Source organism: Mycolicibacillus trivialis (genome assembly GCF_002102395.1).
GTDB classification, from domain to species: domain Bacteria; phylum Actinomycetota; class Actinomycetes; order Mycobacteriales; family Mycobacteriaceae; genus Mycobacterium; species Mycobacterium triviale.
In genome coordinates this window covers 17,821-32,587 of sequence record NZ_LQPZ01000032.1, presented here as the reverse complement: position 1 = coordinate 32,587, position 14,767 = coordinate 17,821, and the positions used below count along the sequence as shown (strand labels likewise).

Genomic DNA, 14,767 nt, shown 5'->3' with positions numbered 1-14,767 from the left:
CTGGCGTCATGGCGAAATGCGTGATGGTGCTCTACCCCGACCCGGTCGACGGCTACCCGCCGCGGTACGCCCGCGACTCCATTCCGGTCCTCGACGGCTACCCCGACGGCTCCACCCTGCCAACCCCGTCCGCGGTCGACTTCACCCCGGGCGAGTTGCTGGGCTGCGTCTCCGGTGCATTGGGACTGCGGAAGTTCTTCGCCGACAACGGCCATGAGCTGGTGGTGACCTCGGACAAGGACGGGCCCGATTCGGTGTTCGAGCGCGAGCTCGCCGACGCCGACATCGTGATCTCCCAGCCGTTCTGGCCGGCCTACCTGACCGCGGAGCGAATCGCCCGGGCCCCCAAGCTCAAACTGGCGCTGACCGCCGGGATCGGTTCGGACCACGTCGATCTCGACGCCGCCCGCAAGCACGGCATCACCGTGGCCGAGGAGACCTACAGCAACTCCATCAGCGTCGCCGAGCACACCGTGCTGCAGACGCTGGCGCTGGTGCGCAACTTCGTCCCGTCGCACCGGTACGCCGTCGACGGCGGCTGGAACATCGCCGACTGTGTTGCCCGCGCCTACGACGTGGAGGGCATGGACTTCGGCGTGATCGCGGCAGGCCGGATCGGCCGGGCGGTGCTGGAACGGATGAAGCCGTTCGGGGTCCGGTTGCACTACACCGACATCCACCGGCTGCCGGAGTCGGTGGAGCAGGAGCTCGGGGTGACGTTCCATCCGGATGTGGCGTCGCTGGCCCGCGCGGTCGACATCGTCTCGATCCACTCACCGCTGTACGCCGACACCCGCGGCATGTTCGACGAGCAGCTGATCGGCTCGATGCGCCGCGGCTCATATCTGGTCAACACCGCCCGCGCCGAGGAGACCGTCCCGGCCGCGGTGGTGGCGGCGCTGGAGAGCGGCCACCTCGCCGGCTACGCCGGGGACGTCTGGTATCCGCAGCCGCCGGCCGCCGACCACGCGTGGCGGTCGATGCCGAACCACGCGATGACCCCGCACGTGTCGGGCAGCACCCTGTCGGCGCAGGCCCGCTACGCCGCGGGCACCCGGGAGATCCTCGAGGACTGGCTGGCCGGCCGGCCCATCCGCCCGGAGTACCTGATCGTGCAGGGCGGTGAGCTGGCCGGAACCGGCGCGCACTCCTACCGGTGAACGCCGCTGGGACTCAGAGGCGTTCGATGATGGTGACGTTGGCGGTGCCGCCGCCCTCGCACATCGTCTGCAGCCCGTAGCGCCCGCCGGTGCGCTCCAGCTCGTTGAGCATGGTGGTGAACAGCTTCGCGCCGGTCGCCCCCAGCGGGTGGCCCAGCGCGATCGCCCCGCCGTTGGGGTTGACCTTCGCCGGGTCGATCGGGAACTCCTTGAGCCAGGCCAGCACCACCGGCGCGAACGCCTCGTTGATCTCCACGATGTCGATGTCGTCGATGCTCAGGCCGGTCTTGTCCAGCGCGTAGCGGGTCGCCGGGATGGGCCCGGTCAGCATCAGCACCGGGTCGTCACCGCGGGCGCTGATGTGGTGGATGCGGGCCCGCGGCTTCAGATTGTGGTCGGCGACGGCCTGCTCGGAGGCGAGCAGCACCGCCGAGGCGCCGTCGGAGATCTGGCTGGCCAGCGCGGCGGTCAGCCGGCCACCCTCGACCAGGGTCTTGAGCCCGGCCATCTTCTCCAGGGTGGACTCCCGCGGCCCCTCGTCGGTGCGGAACTCGGTGCCGTCGACGTCGACCGGGATGATCTCGTTGTCGAAGCGGCCCTCGGCGATCGCGGCGAACGCCCGCTCGTGGCTCTGCAGCGCGAACCGCTCCATCTCCTCGCGGGACAGGTCCCAGCGCTCGGCGATCAGCTCCGCCCCGCGGAACTGGGAGATCTCCTGGTCGCCGTAGCGCTCCAGCCACTTCTTGGACTCGTTGGTCGGGGAGGTGAAGCCGAACTGCTCGCCGACGACCATCGCCGAGGAGATCGGGATCCAGCTCATGTTCTGCATGCCGCCGGCCAGGATCAGGTCCGCGGTGCGGCTCATGATGGCCTGCGCGCCGAACGAGATCGCCTGCTGACTGGACCCGCACTGCCGGTCGACAGTCACCCCGGGCACACCCTCGGGGTAGCCGGCGGCCAGCCAGGCCAGCCGGCCGATGTTGCCGGCCTGCCCGCCGACGGCATCCACGCAGCCGGCGATGACGTCATCGACCGCGGCCGGGTCGACCCCGACCCGGTCGAGCAGACCACGGAATGCGGTGGCGCCCAGGTCGATCGGGTGCACACCGGCCAGCGAGCCGTTGCGTTTGCCGACGGCGGTGCGCGCCGCGTCGATCACATATGCCTCAGAAACGGCAGTGGACATGGTCAGTCTCCTTCTTCTGCGGTGATTCCGCCCAGCACGATGGCGAGGTATTGCCGGCCCACCTGTTCGGCGGTCAACGGTCCGCCGGGTTGGTACCAGCGCACCGACCCCCAGGTGGTGTCACGGATGAAACGGTAAACCAGGTCGACGTCGACATCGGGGCGGAAGTAGGCCTCCCGGATCCCCTGCTGTAGCACGTCGACCCACATTTTGCGCTGCTCTTTGTTGCGCTCGTCGATGTAGGCGAAGCGCGGCTGGCTGGACAGCCGCTTGGCCTCGTCCTGGTAGATGACCACCTGGGCGTGGCGGTGCTCGATCGCCTCGAACGACGTCATGAACAGCCCGCGCAGCCGCTCCAGCGGGTTGGGCTCGGCCTCGACGATCTGCCGGTAGCGGTCGAACAGCCAGTCCAGGAAGGTGCGCAGCACCTCGTCGACCATCTGCTCCTTGGACGAGAAGTGGTGGTAGAGGCTGCCGGAGAGGATGCCCGCACCGTCGGCGATGTCGCGCACGGTGGTGGCGCGCAGCCCCCGTTCGGCGAACATGGCTGCCGCCAGATCGAGTAGTTCGTCGCGGCGGGTCATCTGGGTCACGGGTGCTGGGAGGACACCGAGATCACTTCGCCGGTCAGGTAACTGGCGTAGTCGCTGGCCAGGAAGGCGATGGTGGCGGCCACCTCCCAGGGTTCGGCGGCCCGGCCGAACGCCTCGCCGCCGGCCAGCCGGTCGAGCAGGTCGGCCGAACTGGTCTTCTCCAGGAACTTGTGCCGGGCGATCGACGGGGAGACCGCGTTGATCCGCACCCCCTGCTCGACGGCCTCGATGGCGCTGCAGCGGGTCAGGGCCATCACCCCGGCCTTGGCGGCGGCGTAGTGCGACTGGGAGTGCTGGGCGCGCCAGCCCAGCACGCTGGCGTTGTTGACGATCGCGCCGCCGTGCCCGGCCTCCCGGAAGTAGCGCAGCGCCGCGCGGGTGGCCCGCATCACCGAGGTGAGGCTGACGTTGAGCACCCGGTCCCATTCCTCGTCGGTCATGTCGATCACCGGGGTCTGCCCGCCGAGGCCGGCATTGTTGACCAGCACGTCCATCCGGCCCAGCCGGGCGGTGGTGGAGGCGATCAACGCGTCGACCTGCGCGGTGGAGGTGACGTCGCAGACGACCGACTCCACCCGGCCCTGGCCGAGCGCGGCCAGCTGGTCGCGGGTCTCGCCGAGCCGGCGCTCGTGGTGGTCGGAGACCATCACGTCGGCGCCCTCGGCGAGCGCTCGGCGGGCCACCGCCGAGCCGATCCCGGTGCCGGCGGCCGCGGTGACGACCACCACCTTGCCGGTGAGCAGCCCGTGGCCGCCGATCTCTTCGGGTGCCTTCGTCAGGTCAGAGGACGGGCTCATCCCTTCGCCTCCCGGGGTAGGCCGAGGACACGCTCGGCGATGATGTTGCGCTGGATCTCGTTGGAGCCGCCGTAGATGGTGTCCGAGCGGGTGAACAGGTACAGCCGCTGCCACTCGTCGAAGTCGGCCGCACCGTCGGCCTCGCCGAGCACCAGCCCGGGTTTGCCGATGACGTCCATCGCCAGCTCCCCCAGGTCGCGATGCCAGTTGGCCCACAGCAGCTTGGAAACGTTATCTTGCCCCGGCTGCTCGACGTCCATGGTGGCCAACGCGTAGGAGCGCATGGCGCGCAAACCGACCCAGGAGCGGGTGAGCCGCTCGGCGATCAGCGGGTCGTCGGCGGCGCCCGTGCGCTGCGCCAGCTCGGCGAGTGCGGCCAGCTCCCGGGCGTAGCGGATCTGCTGGCCCAGGGTGGACACGCCGCGCTCGAAGGTCAGGGTGCCCATCGCGACCCGCCAGCCGTCGCCGGGCTCGCCGACCACCAGGTCGGCGTCGGTGACCGCGTCGTCGAAGAACACCTCGTTGAACTCCGAGGTGCCGGTCAGCTGGTTGATCGGGCGGATCTGGACGCCGGGCTGGTCCAGCGGCACCAGCAGGTAGGACAACCCGTGGTGGCGCTTGGAGCCCTTCTCGGTGCGGGCCACCACGAAGCACCACTGCGACAGGTGGGCCAGTGAGGTCCACACCTTCTGGCCATTGATATGCCACTGCTCACCCGCCCCGTCCAGGACGGCGGTGGTGGCCACGTTGGCCAGGTCGCTGCCCGCACCGGGTTCGGAGTAGCCCTGGCACCACAGTTCGGTGACGTCGCGGATGCCGGGCAGGAACCGCTGCTGCTGTTCGGGGGTGCCGAACGCGATCAGGGTCGGGCCGAGCAGCTCCTCGCCCAGGTGGTTGACCTTGTCCGGGGCGTCGGCGCGGGCGTATTCCTCGTAGAACGCCACCCGGTGGGCCACCGACATGCCGCGGCCGCCGTGTTCGACCGGCCAGCCCAGGCAGGTCAGCCCTGCGGCCGCCAGGTGCCGGTTCCACGCCAGCCGTTCCTGGAACGCCTCGTGTTCGCGTCCCGGGCCGCCCAGCCCCTTGAGCTCGGCGAACTCGCCGACGAGGTTGTCGGCCAGCCATGCGCGGACCTCGGCCCGGAACTCCTCGACCTCTTGCACCCTTGTAGGCTAACCTACCAAGCACTTGCTTTGTTACTCGACTTTGTCACCCGCAACCGCGGTTGTGGCCGTGCCCGCCCCGTCGAGCAGCCCAGAGGAGCGTCCATGACGAGCGATCCGCGGACCACGCCTGCGGTGTTGGACCGGATCGCCGCTGACCTTCCCGACCACCCGGCCCTGCTCACCGAGGAGCGCCGGTTCTCCTACGCCGAGCTGCGCGCGGAGGTGCGCCGCACCGCCGCGGCGATGCTGGCCCGCGGGGTCGGCGCCGGCGACCGGGTGGCGATCTGGTCGCCGAACACCTGGCACTGGGTGGTGGCGTGCCTGGCCACCCACTACGCCGGCGCGGTCCTGGTGCCGTTGAACACCCGCTACACCGCCGCCGAGGCCACCGACATCCTGGCCCGCACCCAGGCGCCGCTGCTGATCGCGATGGGCGAGTTCCTCGGCCACGACCGGGCCGGCGAACTGGACCGCGCCGCGCTGCCCGCGCTGCGCGAGGTGGTGCGGGTGCCGATCGACGCCGACGACGGCACCTGGGACGAGTTCGTCGCCGCGGGCGCGGGCGTGGCGCCGGCCGAGGTCGACGTGCGGGCGGCCGCGCTGAGCCCCGACGACGTCTCCGACATCCTGTTCACCTCCGGCACCACCGGACGCAGCAAAGGCGTGCTCTGCGCACACCGGCAGTCGCTGGCCGGCTCGGCCGCCTGGGCGGCCTGCGGGCAACTCAGCGCCGACGACCGCTACCTGTGCATCAACCCGTTCTTCCACAACTTCGGTTACAAGGCCGGCATCCTGGCCTGCCTGCAGACCGGCGCCACCCTGGTCCCGCAGCTCACCTTCGACCCGGCCGCCGCGATGGCCGCGGTGCAGCAGCACCGGATCACGGTGCTGCCCGGCCCGCCGACGATCTACCAGACGCTGCTCGACCACCCCCGCCGCGGCGAGTTCGACCTGGGCTCACTGCGGTTCGCGGTGACCGGCGCGGCCACCGTGCCGGTGGTGCTCATCGAGCGGATGCAGTCCGAACTCGACATCGACATCGTGCTCACCGCCTACGGGCTCACCGAGGCCAGCGGGTTCGGCACCATGTGCCGCGCCGAGGACGACGCGGTGACGGTGGCCACCACCTGCGGGCGCCCGATCGCCGACTTCGAGCTGCGCGTCGCCGGCGCCGACGGCGCCGCGACCGCCCCCGGTGCGGCCGGCGAGGTGCTGCTGCGCGGCCCCAACGTGATGCTGGGCTACCTCGACGACCCGAACGCGACCGCCGACGCGATCGACGACGCCGGCTGGCTGCACACCGGCGACGTCGGCACCCTCGACGCGGCGGGCAACCTGCGGATCACCGACCGGCTCAAGGACATGTACATCTGCGGCGGCTTCAACGTCTACCCCGCCGAGATCGAGCAGGTGCTCAACCGGCTGGCCGGAGTGGCCGACGTCGCGGTCATCGGGGTGCCCGACGAGCGTCTCGGCGAGGTCGGCAAGGCGTTCGTCGTCGCCCGGCCCGACGCCGGCCTCGATGAGGCGCAGGTGATCGGCTACGCCAAAGAGCATCTGGCGAACTTCAAAACGCCACGATCGGTGGCCTTTGTGGACTCCCTGCCGCGCAACCCGGGCGGCAAGGTGGTCAAACATGAATTGAGAGAGTGGGCCTGATGGACCTGACATTCGATGAGGAGACGGGGGCCTTCCGCGCCGAGGTGCGCGAGTTCCTGGCCGCCAACACCGCGTCGTTCCCGACGAAGTCCTACGACACCGCCGAGGGCTTCGAGCAGCACCGCCGGTGGGACAAGATCCTGTTCGACGCCGGACTGTCGGTGATCGCCTGGCCGAAGCGCTACGGCGGCCGCGACGCCACCCTGCTGCAGTGGGTGGTGTTCGAGGAGGAGTACTTCGCCTCCGGCGCGCCGGCCCGGGCCAGCGCCAACGGCACCTCGATGCTGGCGCCCACCCTGTTCGCGCACGGCACCGAGGAGCAGCTCGACCGGATCCTGCCCAAGATGGCCAGCGGCGAGGAGATCTGGGCGCAGGCCTGGTCGGAACCGGAGTCCGGCAGTGACCTGGCGTCGCTGCGCTCGACGGCGACCAAGGTCGACGGCGGCTGGAAACTCAACGGGCAGAAGATCTGGAGCTCGCGGGCCCCGTTCGGGGAGAAGGCGTTCGGGCTGTTCCGCTCCGACCCGTCCGAGCAGCGCCATCGCGGACTGACCTACTTCATGTTCGACCTCAAGACCGACGGCATCACGGTGCGGCCGATCTCGCAGCTGGGCGGCGACACCGGGTTCGGCGAGATCTTCCTCGACGACGTGTTCGTGCCCGACAACGACGTGATCGGCACCCCCGGCGAGGGCTGGCGCGCGGCGATGAGCACCTCCAGCAACGAGCGCGGCATGTCACTGCGCAGCCCGGCCCGGTTCCTGGTCGGTGCCGAGAAACTCGCCGAATCGTGGAAGGCCAACCCCGACGCCGCCTTCGGTGACCGGGTCGCCGACGCCTGGATCAAGGCGCAGGCCTACCGGCTGCACACTTTCGGCACCGTGACCCGACTGGCCGCAGGCGGCGAACTGGGCGCGGAGTCCTCGGTGACCAAGGTGTTCTGGTCGGACCTGGACGTCGCGCTGCACCAGACCGCGCTGGACCTGCGCGGCGCCGACGGCGAACTCGCCGATTCCTGGATGCACGGCTACCTGTTCGCCCTGGGCGGGCCGATCTACGCCGGCACCAACGAGATCCAACGCAACATCATCGCCGAGCGCCTGTTGGGCCTGCCCCGGGAGAAGAAGTGAAATTCGACCTTGACGCGCACCAGCGCGACTTCGCCGCCAGCATCGACGCCGCCCTCGGCGCCGCCGACGTCCCCACCGCGGTCCGCGCCTGGGGCGAGGGCGACACCGCGCCGGGCCTGGCGGTGTGGGAGCGGCTCGCCGAACTGGGCGTGACCGCCCTGATGATCCCCGAGGAACACGACGGGATGGACGCCCATCCGGTCGACCTGGTGGTGGCGATGGAACGGCTGGGCCGCTGGTGTGTCCCCGGACCGGTGGTGGAATCGGTTGCGGTGGCGCCGATCCTGTTGGCCGGCTCTCCCGACGCCGCGAGCCGGCTGGCTGCGCTGGCGGGCGGTGAACTGATCGCCACCGCAGCACTGCCGCCGGCGGTGCCGCGCGCGGTGGACGCCGACACCGCCGGGCTGGTGCTGCACGCCGCCGACGGCACGGTCAGCGAAGCCGTCGTCGGCGACCGGCACGACTCGGTCGACCCCGGCAGGCGGCTCTTCGACACCGCCGCCGGAACCTCGTCCTGGGCGGCGGATGTGGCCCGCGCCTACGAGTTCGGCGCACTGGCCACCGCCGCGCACCTCGTCGGCGCCGGGCAGGCGATGCTGGACGCCTCGGTGGACTACGCCAAACAACGCACCCAGTTCGGCCGGGTGATCGGCTCCTACCAGGCGATCAAGCACAAGCTCGCCGACATCCACATCGCCCTGGAACTGGCCCGGCCGCTGCTGTACGGCGCGGCGCTGGCGCTGGCCGACTCCCCGACCGGACCGATCTCCGCCGACACCGCCCGCGACGTCAGCGCCGCCAAGGCGGCCGCCTCCGACGCCGCGCTGCTGGCCGCGCAGTCCTCGCTGCAGACCCACGGCGCGATCGGCTTCACCGCCGAACACGATCTGTCGCTGTGGCTGCTGCGGGTGCAGGCGCTGCGCTCGGCCTGGGGCGACCCGGCGACCCACCGCCGCCGAGTCCTGGAAGCGCTGTAGAGGAGCCGCAGATGAGCGACGAACGAAATCTCCTGCGGCAGACCGTGGCCGCGCTGGTCGACAAACACGCCTCCGGTGAGGCGGTCCGCGCGGCGATGGAGTCACCGCGCGGCTACGACGAGCAGCTGTGGCGGCTGCTGTGCGAACAGGTCGGTGCGGCCGCGCTGGTGGTGCCCGAGGAGTTCGGCGGTGCCGGTGGCGAACTGGCCGACGCCGCGGTGGTGCTCGAGGAACTGGGCAAGGCCCTGGTCCCCACCCCGCTGCTGGGCACCATCCTCGCCGAGCTGGCGCTGCTGGCCGCCGACAGCCCCGACGCCGACGCGCTGGAGCGTTTGGCCGCCGGTGAGGCCGTCGGCACGGTGGCCCTGGACCCCGGCTACGCCCTCAACGGCGACCTGGTCGGCCCCGACGACGTGGTGATCGGCGTCGACCGCGACCGGCTCGTCCGCTGGGAGACCTTCGAGACCACCGCGCTGGCGACCATGGACCCCACCCGCCGGCTCGGGCGGATCACCGCGGGCACCACCGCGCCGCTGGCCGCCGACCCGGGGATCGCGGACTACGCGGCGCTGCTGCTGGCCGCCGAACAGGTGGGCGCGGCCGGCCGCTGCCTGGACCTGACCGTGGAGTACACCAAGAGCCGGGTGCAGTTCGGCCGGCCGATCGGCAGCTTCCAGGCGCTCAAGCACCGGATGGCCGACCTGTACGTCGCGGTGCAGACCGCGCGCGCGGTGGTCACCGAGGCGATCGCCGACCCGTCGCCCACCTCGGCGGCCCTGGCCCGGGTCAACGCCAGCGAGGCGTTCAACACCGTGGCCGCCGAGGCCGTCCAGCTGCACGGCGGCATCGCGATCACCTGGGAAAGTGACATCCAGCTGTATTTCAAACGAGCACACGGAAGTTCACATCTTCTCCAGTCACCCGCAGATGTGTTGCGCGGCCTGCAATCGGAGGTGCTCACCCAGCCCGTCGGGTAGCCTCCGGAAAAACCCTGGAGGACGGACACATGTGCACCCGACTGGTGTATCTGGGCACGGCGGGCAACATCATCACCGGCCGGTCGATGGACTGGAAGCTGGACCTGGCCACCAACCTGTGGGCGCTGCCGCGCGGCATCGCCCGCACCGGCAAGGTCGGCCCGAACTCGGTGTCCTGGACCGCCAAGTACGGCAGTGTGGTGGCCACCGCCTACGACGTGTGCACCACCGATGGGCTCAACGAGGCCGGGCTGTCGGCCAACCTGCTGTGGCTGGCCGAGTCGACGTACCCGGCCCATGACGGCAGCCGGCCCGGGCTGACCATCGCCGCGTGGGCGCAGTACATGCTGGACAACTTCGCCACCGTGGCCGAGGCCGTCGAGGCGCTCACCGCGGCCCCGTTCGACGTGGTCACCGACGGGGTGCCCGGCCAGGACCGGCTGGCCACGCTGCACCTGTCCCTGTCGGACGCCACCGGCGACAGCGCGATCGTGGAGTACATCGACGGCGTGCAGACCATCCACCACGACCGGGCCTACCAGGTCATGACGAACTCGCCGATCTTCGCCGAACAGCTGGCGGTCAACGCCTACTGGGAGCAGCTCGGCGGGACCGTGATGCTGCCCGGGACCAACCGGGCCGCCGACCGGTTCGCCCGCGCGTCCTTCTACGTCAACGCGGTACCCAAACCGGAGGACCCGCGCACCGCGCTGGCGTCGGTGTTCAGCGTGGTGCGCAACGTGTCGGTGCCGTTCGGCATCGCCACCGCCGACGAGCCGAACATCTCCTCGACCCGCTGGCGCACCGTCGCCCACCACACCCGCAAGCTGTACTTCTTCGAATCGGCCCTCACCCCCAACGTGTTCTGGGTGGATCTGAACAAACTCGACCTCGCCGAGGGCTCACCGGTGCTGAAACTGGATCTGGGCGCCAACGAATCCAACACGTTCGCCGGGGAGAGCTCGGCGGAGTTCGTCGCCGCCGAGCCGTTCGCGTTCCTGGGGATCGGCGCGTGAGGCGACTGCTCGTCGCGCTGGCGGCCGTGCTGATCGCGGCTGCGGCCGCCCCGGCCGTCGCGGTGGCCGCCGCGCCGGCCTGGTCGGGGCTGGACGCCCGCGACTACGCCGGCCCGATCCCGCCGGCCGGGGAGCTGATCACCGCGGTGCCGCTGGACCCGGCGCTGTCAGTGGCCGGCGCCGGGCAGGCGTGGCGGATCCTGTACTCCACCCCCGATCAGCACGACCGGCCCGCGGTGAGCACCGCGGCGGTGTTCGTGCCGCACGGCACACCACCGCCCGGCGGCTGGCCGGTGATCGCCTGGGCGCACGGCACCGTCGGGCTCGGCGACGACTGCACCCCGTCGGCCCACCCGCGCAGCGCCCGCGACAACCAATACCTGTCGCACTGGCTCGATCAGGGCTACGCGGTGGTCGGCACCGACTACGTCGGGCTGGGCACACCGGGGCTGATGAGTTACCTCAACAGTGTCGCCGAGGCGCACTCGGTGGTCGACTCGGTGCGCGCCGCCCACGCCATGGACCTGCCGCTCTCGCCGAAGTGGGCGATCGTCGGCCAGTCCCAGGGCGGCGGGGCGGCGATCAACAGCGCGCGCCGCGCCACCGAGTTCACCGCGGGCAGCGGGCTGGACTACCGCGGCGTGGTGGCGACCGGTACCCCGGCCAACATCGAGCAGACCGTCCTGCGCGCCGGCCCCGACATGCCCGCCCAGCCGGTGCCGCCCGCGGCCATCAGCTACACCGCGTTCATCATGGCCGCGCTGCGCGAGGCGCACCCCGAGCTGCCGGTCGACAGCGTGCTGACTCCGCGCGGCAAGGAACTGGCCGACCTGGCCGAGACGGTCTGCAAACCCGACCTGGATACCCGGGTCGCAGGCACCACACTCAACGAGCTGTTCAGCGCGCCGGTCGCGTCACTGCCCGGCATCGACGCGGTGCTCGAGCAGTTCATGGGCACCCCGGTCGACGGCTACGACCGCCCTATCTTCCTGGGTGCGGGCCTGCGGGACGTCGACGTCCCCCCGGAGTCCACCCTGTGGCTCAACGAGCAGCTGGTCGCCCGCGGTCAGGAGGTGGAACTGCACATCTACCCCGAGGAGGACCACTCCGGCACCGTCCTGGCGTCGATGCCGGACTCGACCGCCTTCCTGCAGCGGGTCATGCGGTGACCGGAGCAGGCGACGAGCGGGTGGCGCGGGTCGCCGCGCGGGCGGGCATCCCGCCGTTCCACGTGATGGACGTGTGGCTGGCCGCCGCGGAACGCCAGCTCAGCCACGGCGACCTGGTGAACCTGTCGGCCGGCCAGCCGAGTGCGGGCGCACCGGCGGCGGTGCGGGCCGCCGCCGCCGACGCCCTGGCCACCGACCGGCTGGGTTACACCGTGGCGCTGGGCATCCCGGAGCTGCGCGCCGCCATCGCCGACTCCTACCGGCGCAACCACGGGCTGACCGTCGACGCCGACGACGTGGTCATCACCACCGGCTCCTCGGGCGGGTTCGTGTTGGCGTTCCTGGCGTGCTTCGACCCCGGCGACCGGGTGGCGATCGCCAGCCCGGGCTACCCCTGCTACCGCAACATCCTCACCGCGCTGGGCTGCGAGGTCGTCGAACTGGACTGCGGGCCCGACACCCGCTACCAGCCGACCGCGGCGATGCTCGCCGCCCTCGACCCGCCGGTGGCCGGGGTGATCGTGGCCAGCCCGGCCAACCCCACCGGCACCGTGATCGAGCCGGCCGAACTGGCCTCGATCGCCGCCTGGTGCGACGAGACCGGCGCCCGGCTGATCAGCGACGAGGTCTACCACGGTCTGGTCTACCCCGGCGCCCCGACGACCAGCTGCGCCTGGCAGAGCTCCCGCAACGCGGTGGTCGCCAACAGCTTCTCCAAGTACTTCGCGATGACCGGCTGGCGGCTCGGCTGGCTGCTGGTTCCCGAGCAGCTGCGCCGCGCCGTCGACCGGCTGACCGGCAACCTCACCATCTGCCCGCCCGCGCTGGCCCAGCACGCCGCGGTCGCCGCGTTCGGCGCCGACGCCCTCGCCGAGGCCGACGGGCACCTGCGCCACTACACCGCCAACCGGACCCTGCTGCTCGACGGGCTGCGCGCCCTGGGACTGACCCGGCTGGCCCCGGCCGACGGCGCGTTCTACGTCTACGCCGACGTCGGCGAGTTCACCGACGACTCGCAGGTGTTCTGCGCCGACCTGCTGGCCGCCACCGGGGTCGCACTCGCTCCCGGCATCGACTTCGACACCGTGCGCGGCCCGCGCCACGTGCGGCTGTCGTTCGCCGGGCCCACCGCCGACATCGAGGCCGGCCTGCACCGCCTCGGCGACTGGCTGCGGCGCTGAGCAGGCTCGGGTAGGTTGGCGAGGGCTCCCCGCCCCCTGTCGGAAGGACTTCTCGATGGCGCGCATCCGCCGGACCCGCACCCACCGTCTCGTCGCCGGGACGGCGGCGATCGGCCTGGCCGGTGCGCTGGCCGTCGCCGGGCCGGCGGGCACCGCCGCCGCGGCCCCGCCGTGCACCGCGGGAGCGCTGTCGACCACCGCCAGCGGGGTGCTGGCCCGCGCCGGCGGGTTCTTCGACGCCCACCCTGAGGCCAACGACGTGATCACCGCCGCGGCCAAGCAGCCCCCGCAGGAGGCCCGCGACTCGGTGCGCGGCTACTTCACCGCCCACCCCGGTGAACTGCTGGAGTTGCAGGACATCGCCCGGCCGCTGACCGACATGCGCAACGAGTGCGGGGTGGAGCTCTCCCCCGGCCACCTGGCCACCCTGATCGACACGATCACCGAGTGATCCGGGCAGCGGGCCCGCCCGGCGCGCCGTGAACCTGGCGATCACCGACCGGGAACGGGCCGCGCTGGCCGAGCTGGCCCGGTTCCCGCTGCTGTCGGCGATCACCGGCCGGCGGTCCCGGCGTTTCCCGGTCGGCGGCCGGATCCCCTCGGGCGCATTGGCGTTCACCAGCCGGCGACCGGTGCAGCCGCTGTCGGAGGTGGAGCGGGCGGTGGTGCTGTCGTTCCTGGCCGGGGTCACCGGCTGGCACGACGGCATCACCCACCACCCGCGCTACGCCCCGGCGCTGCCCAACTATCCGGGCAGCGCCACCGGGCGCACGTTCCCCAGCGCGGCCGGGTTCCACACCAGCCGGCTGTTCTTCACCGACGACACCGGCACCTACCTGTTGGACACCCGCGATGGGGCACACCGCGGCACCGGGAGTGTCGAGGACTGGCTGGCCGGCACCGTCGCCGGCTACCGGCGGCTCTCCCCGCGGCGGCTGGAGCTACCGCGCGAGGAGCCCTACATGGAGGGCCACAACACCTGGATCGCCAACCACCCCGGCAGTCTGCTGGCGTTCCCGGTCGCCGACCTGGCCGAGCACCTGATGGAGAACCTGTGGTTCTTCGCCGCCAACGGCTACCCGGTCTTCGACGACGTCCACGGCCGCGCCATCCCCGGCGTCGACGGGTTCGGTGCGCTGCCGCACGCCGACGACCCGATCCCGCTGTCGTTCGTCGAGCAGTACACCCTGACCGAGGCCAGCGCGGAGTTGTCGATCGCCGCCAACAACGGGGTGCTGGCGCTGCAGGCGATGGGACTCGGCGGGTGGACCTTCGACGGTCTGGACCGGCTGTCGGTGCTGGGCGGCTCCGGGGATCCGCGCGCCCCCGGGCTGGGGTTCCGCGCCGACCACGACCCGCGGTGGCCGTTCCCCAACGCCACCGGCCTGCCCGGGGTGTTCGAGACGCTGAGCCCGCCGCACGTGCCGACGGTGGCCGCCGGGGTGGACAAACTGGTGGCCCGCAAGTTCGGGCCCGGCGGCCCGTTCCATCCCGACACCGCGGGCCCGTGGTCGGACAGCGTCGCGGTGCGCTCCTCGGCGCTGCCCGCCGAGGGCATCGCCGAGTTGGTGACGCTGCAGGCCACCTACATTCACGACACGTTCGGCAAGCTGCCCGGCACCGTGCCCACCGTGCACGTGTTGATGTACCTGCAGGCCCAGCACCTCGACACCGACTTCTACGACGAGTTCTTCGCCCCCGGCGCCTACCTGCCCAGTCACGCCGAGCACCAGGCGCGCTGGCACAGCCGGTGACC

Annotated in this window: 14 protein-coding genes; 10 read left to right on the top strand and 4 right to left on the bottom strand. The window is 71.6% G+C overall.

Translation table 11 applies throughout. From position 1 onward, the window contains the following. The first annotated feature begins 8 nt into the window (after nt 1-8). A complete protein-coding gene (locus AWC30_RS12320) occupies nt 9-1,160 on the top strand; it encodes an NAD-dependent formate dehydrogenase (RefSeq protein WP_085110516.1) in 1,152 nt (383 codons plus the stop codon). Nucleotides 1,161-1,173: 13 nt separating this feature from the next. On the opposite strand, the gene fadA6 is transcribed toward AWC30_RS12320, so the two are convergent. Genes fadA6 through ipdE1 form a run of 4 tightly spaced genes read right to left on the bottom strand, consistent with a single transcriptional unit; the run spans nt 1,174 to nt 4,899 of the window. Beyond that, complete coding sequence (gene fadA6, locus AWC30_RS12315) at nt 1,174-2,346, bottom strand: steroid 3-ketoacyl-CoA thiolase FadA6 (RefSeq protein ID WP_085110515.1); 1,173 nt, start codon at nt 2,344-2,346, stop codon at nt 1,174-1,176. Nucleotides 2,347-2,348: 2 nt separating this feature from the next. Then, the gene (gene kstR2 / locus AWC30_RS12310) at nt 2,349-2,930 is read right to left on the bottom strand and encodes a TetR family transcriptional regulator KstR2 (protein WP_085110563.1); all 582 of its coding nucleotides are present in this window, start codon (nt 2,928-2,930) and stop codon (nt 2,349-2,351) included. Nucleotides 2,931-2,935: 5 nt separating this feature from the next. Beyond that, complete coding sequence (gene ipdF, locus AWC30_RS12305; RefSeq protein WP_085110514.1) at nt 2,936-3,736, bottom strand: (5R,7aS)-5-hydroxy-7a-methyl-1-oxo-2,3,5,6,7,7a-hexahydro-1H-indene-carboxyl-CoA reductase; 801 nt, start codon at nt 3,734-3,736, stop codon at nt 2,936-2,938. After that, on the bottom strand, nt 3,733-4,899 hold the full coding sequence (ipdE1, locus tag AWC30_RS12300; RefSeq protein WP_085110513.1) for an acyl-CoA dehydrogenase IpdE1: 1,167 nt from the start codon (nt 4,897-4,899) through the stop codon (nt 3,733-3,735). The genes ipdF and ipdE1 overlap by 4 nt, the downstream gene beginning before the upstream one ends. Nucleotides 4,900-5,004: 105 nt before the next feature. Here ipdE1 and fadD3 point away from each other — a divergent pair, with 105 nt between their 5' ends. The 9 genes from fadD3 (at nt 5,005) to AWC30_RS12255 (ending at nt 14,765) form a co-directional block, all read left to right on the top strand. Beyond that, on the top strand, nt 5,005-6,561 hold the full coding sequence (gene fadD3 / locus AWC30_RS12295; RefSeq protein WP_085110512.1) for a 3-((3aS,4S,7aS)-7a-methyl-1,5-dioxo-octahydro-1H-inden-4-yl)propanoate--CoA ligase FadD3: 1,557 nt from the start codon (nt 5,005-5,007) through the stop codon (nt 6,559-6,561). Next, nucleotides 6,561-7,691 (top strand): acyl-CoA dehydrogenase family protein, encoded by a 1,131-nt coding sequence (locus AWC30_RS12290; protein ID WP_085110562.1) that lies wholly within the window; start codon nt 6,561-6,563, stop codon nt 7,689-7,691. The genes fadD3 and AWC30_RS12290 overlap by 1 nt, the downstream gene beginning before the upstream one ends. After that, on the top strand, nt 7,688-8,668 hold the full coding sequence (locus tag AWC30_RS12285) for an acyl-CoA dehydrogenase family protein (protein ID WP_085110511.1): 981 nt from the start codon (nt 7,688-7,690) through the stop codon (nt 8,666-8,668). The genes AWC30_RS12290 and AWC30_RS12285 overlap by 4 nt, the downstream gene beginning before the upstream one ends. Nucleotides 8,669-8,679: 11 nt before the next feature. Next, nucleotides 8,680-9,645, top strand: coding sequence for an acyl-CoA dehydrogenase IpdE2 (gene ipdE2, locus AWC30_RS12280; RefSeq protein WP_085110510.1), 966 nt, complete (start codon nt 8,680-8,682; stop codon nt 9,643-9,645). A 29-nt stretch (nt 9,646-9,674) separates the two neighbouring features. Continuing rightward, the gene (locus AWC30_RS12275) at nt 9,675-10,661 is read left to right on the top strand and encodes a bile salt hydrolase (RefSeq protein WP_085110509.1); all 987 of its coding nucleotides are present in this window, start codon (nt 9,675-9,677) and stop codon (nt 10,659-10,661) included. Between the two features lie 5 nt (nt 10,662-10,666). Then, nucleotides 10,667-11,830, top strand: a complete 1,164-nt coding sequence (locus AWC30_RS12270) for an alpha/beta hydrolase family protein (protein ID WP_372507134.1) — start codon at nt 10,667-10,669, stop codon at nt 11,828-11,830. A 65-nt stretch (nt 11,831-11,895) separates the two neighbouring features. Further along, entirely contained in the window at nt 11,896-13,011 is a 1,116-nt protein-coding gene (locus AWC30_RS12265; protein WP_085110560.1) for an aminotransferase class I/II-fold pyridoxal phosphate-dependent enzyme, read from the top strand. 55 nt (nt 13,012-13,066) lie between these two features. Beyond that, on the top strand, nt 13,067-13,462 hold the full coding sequence (locus tag AWC30_RS12260; RefSeq protein ID WP_085110508.1) for a heme-binding protein: 396 nt from the start codon (nt 13,067-13,069) through the stop codon (nt 13,460-13,462). A 28-nt stretch (nt 13,463-13,490) separates the two neighbouring features. After that, complete coding sequence (locus tag AWC30_RS12255) at nt 13,491-14,765, top strand: hypothetical protein (protein ID WP_085110507.1); 1,275 nt, start codon at nt 13,491-13,493, stop codon at nt 14,763-14,765. Nucleotides 14,766-14,767 lie beyond the last annotated feature (2 nt).

Excerpts from the sequence above, each read along its gene's own strand:
- fadA6 (WP_085110515.1), bottom strand. The coding sequence starts at position 2,346 with ATGTCCACTGCCGTTTCTGAGGCATATGTGATCGACGCGGCGCGCACC.
- AWC30_RS12265 (WP_085110560.1), top strand. The coding sequence starts at position 11,896 with ATGGACGTGTGGCTGGCCGCCGCGGAACGCCAGCTCAGCCACGGCGAC.
- kstR2 (WP_085110563.1), bottom strand. The coding sequence starts at position 2,930 with ATGACCCGCCGCGACGAACTACTCGATCTGGCGGCAGCCATGTTCGCC.
- ipdF (WP_085110514.1), bottom strand. The coding sequence starts at position 3,736 with ATGAGCCCGTCCTCTGACCTGACGAAGGCACCCGAAGAGATCGGCGGC.
- ipdE2 (WP_085110510.1), top strand. The coding sequence starts at position 8,680 with ATGAGCGACGAACGAAATCTCCTGCGGCAGACCGTGGCCGCGCTGGTC.
- AWC30_RS12290 (WP_085110562.1), top strand. The coding sequence starts at position 6,561 with ATGGACCTGACATTCGATGAGGAGACGGGGGCCTTCCGCGCCGAGGTG.
- AWC30_RS12320 (WP_085110516.1), top strand. The coding sequence starts at position 9 with ATGGCGAAATGCGTGATGGTGCTCTACCCCGACCCGGTCGACGGCTAC.
- AWC30_RS12260 (WP_085110508.1), top strand. The coding sequence starts at position 13,067 with ATGGCGCGCATCCGCCGGACCCGCACCCACCGTCTCGTCGCCGGGACG.
- AWC30_RS12275 (WP_085110509.1), top strand. The coding sequence starts at position 9,675 with ATGTGCACCCGACTGGTGTATCTGGGCACGGCGGGCAACATCATCACC.
- fadD3 (WP_085110512.1), top strand. The coding sequence starts at position 5,005 with ATGACGAGCGATCCGCGGACCACGCCTGCGGTGTTGGACCGGATCGCC.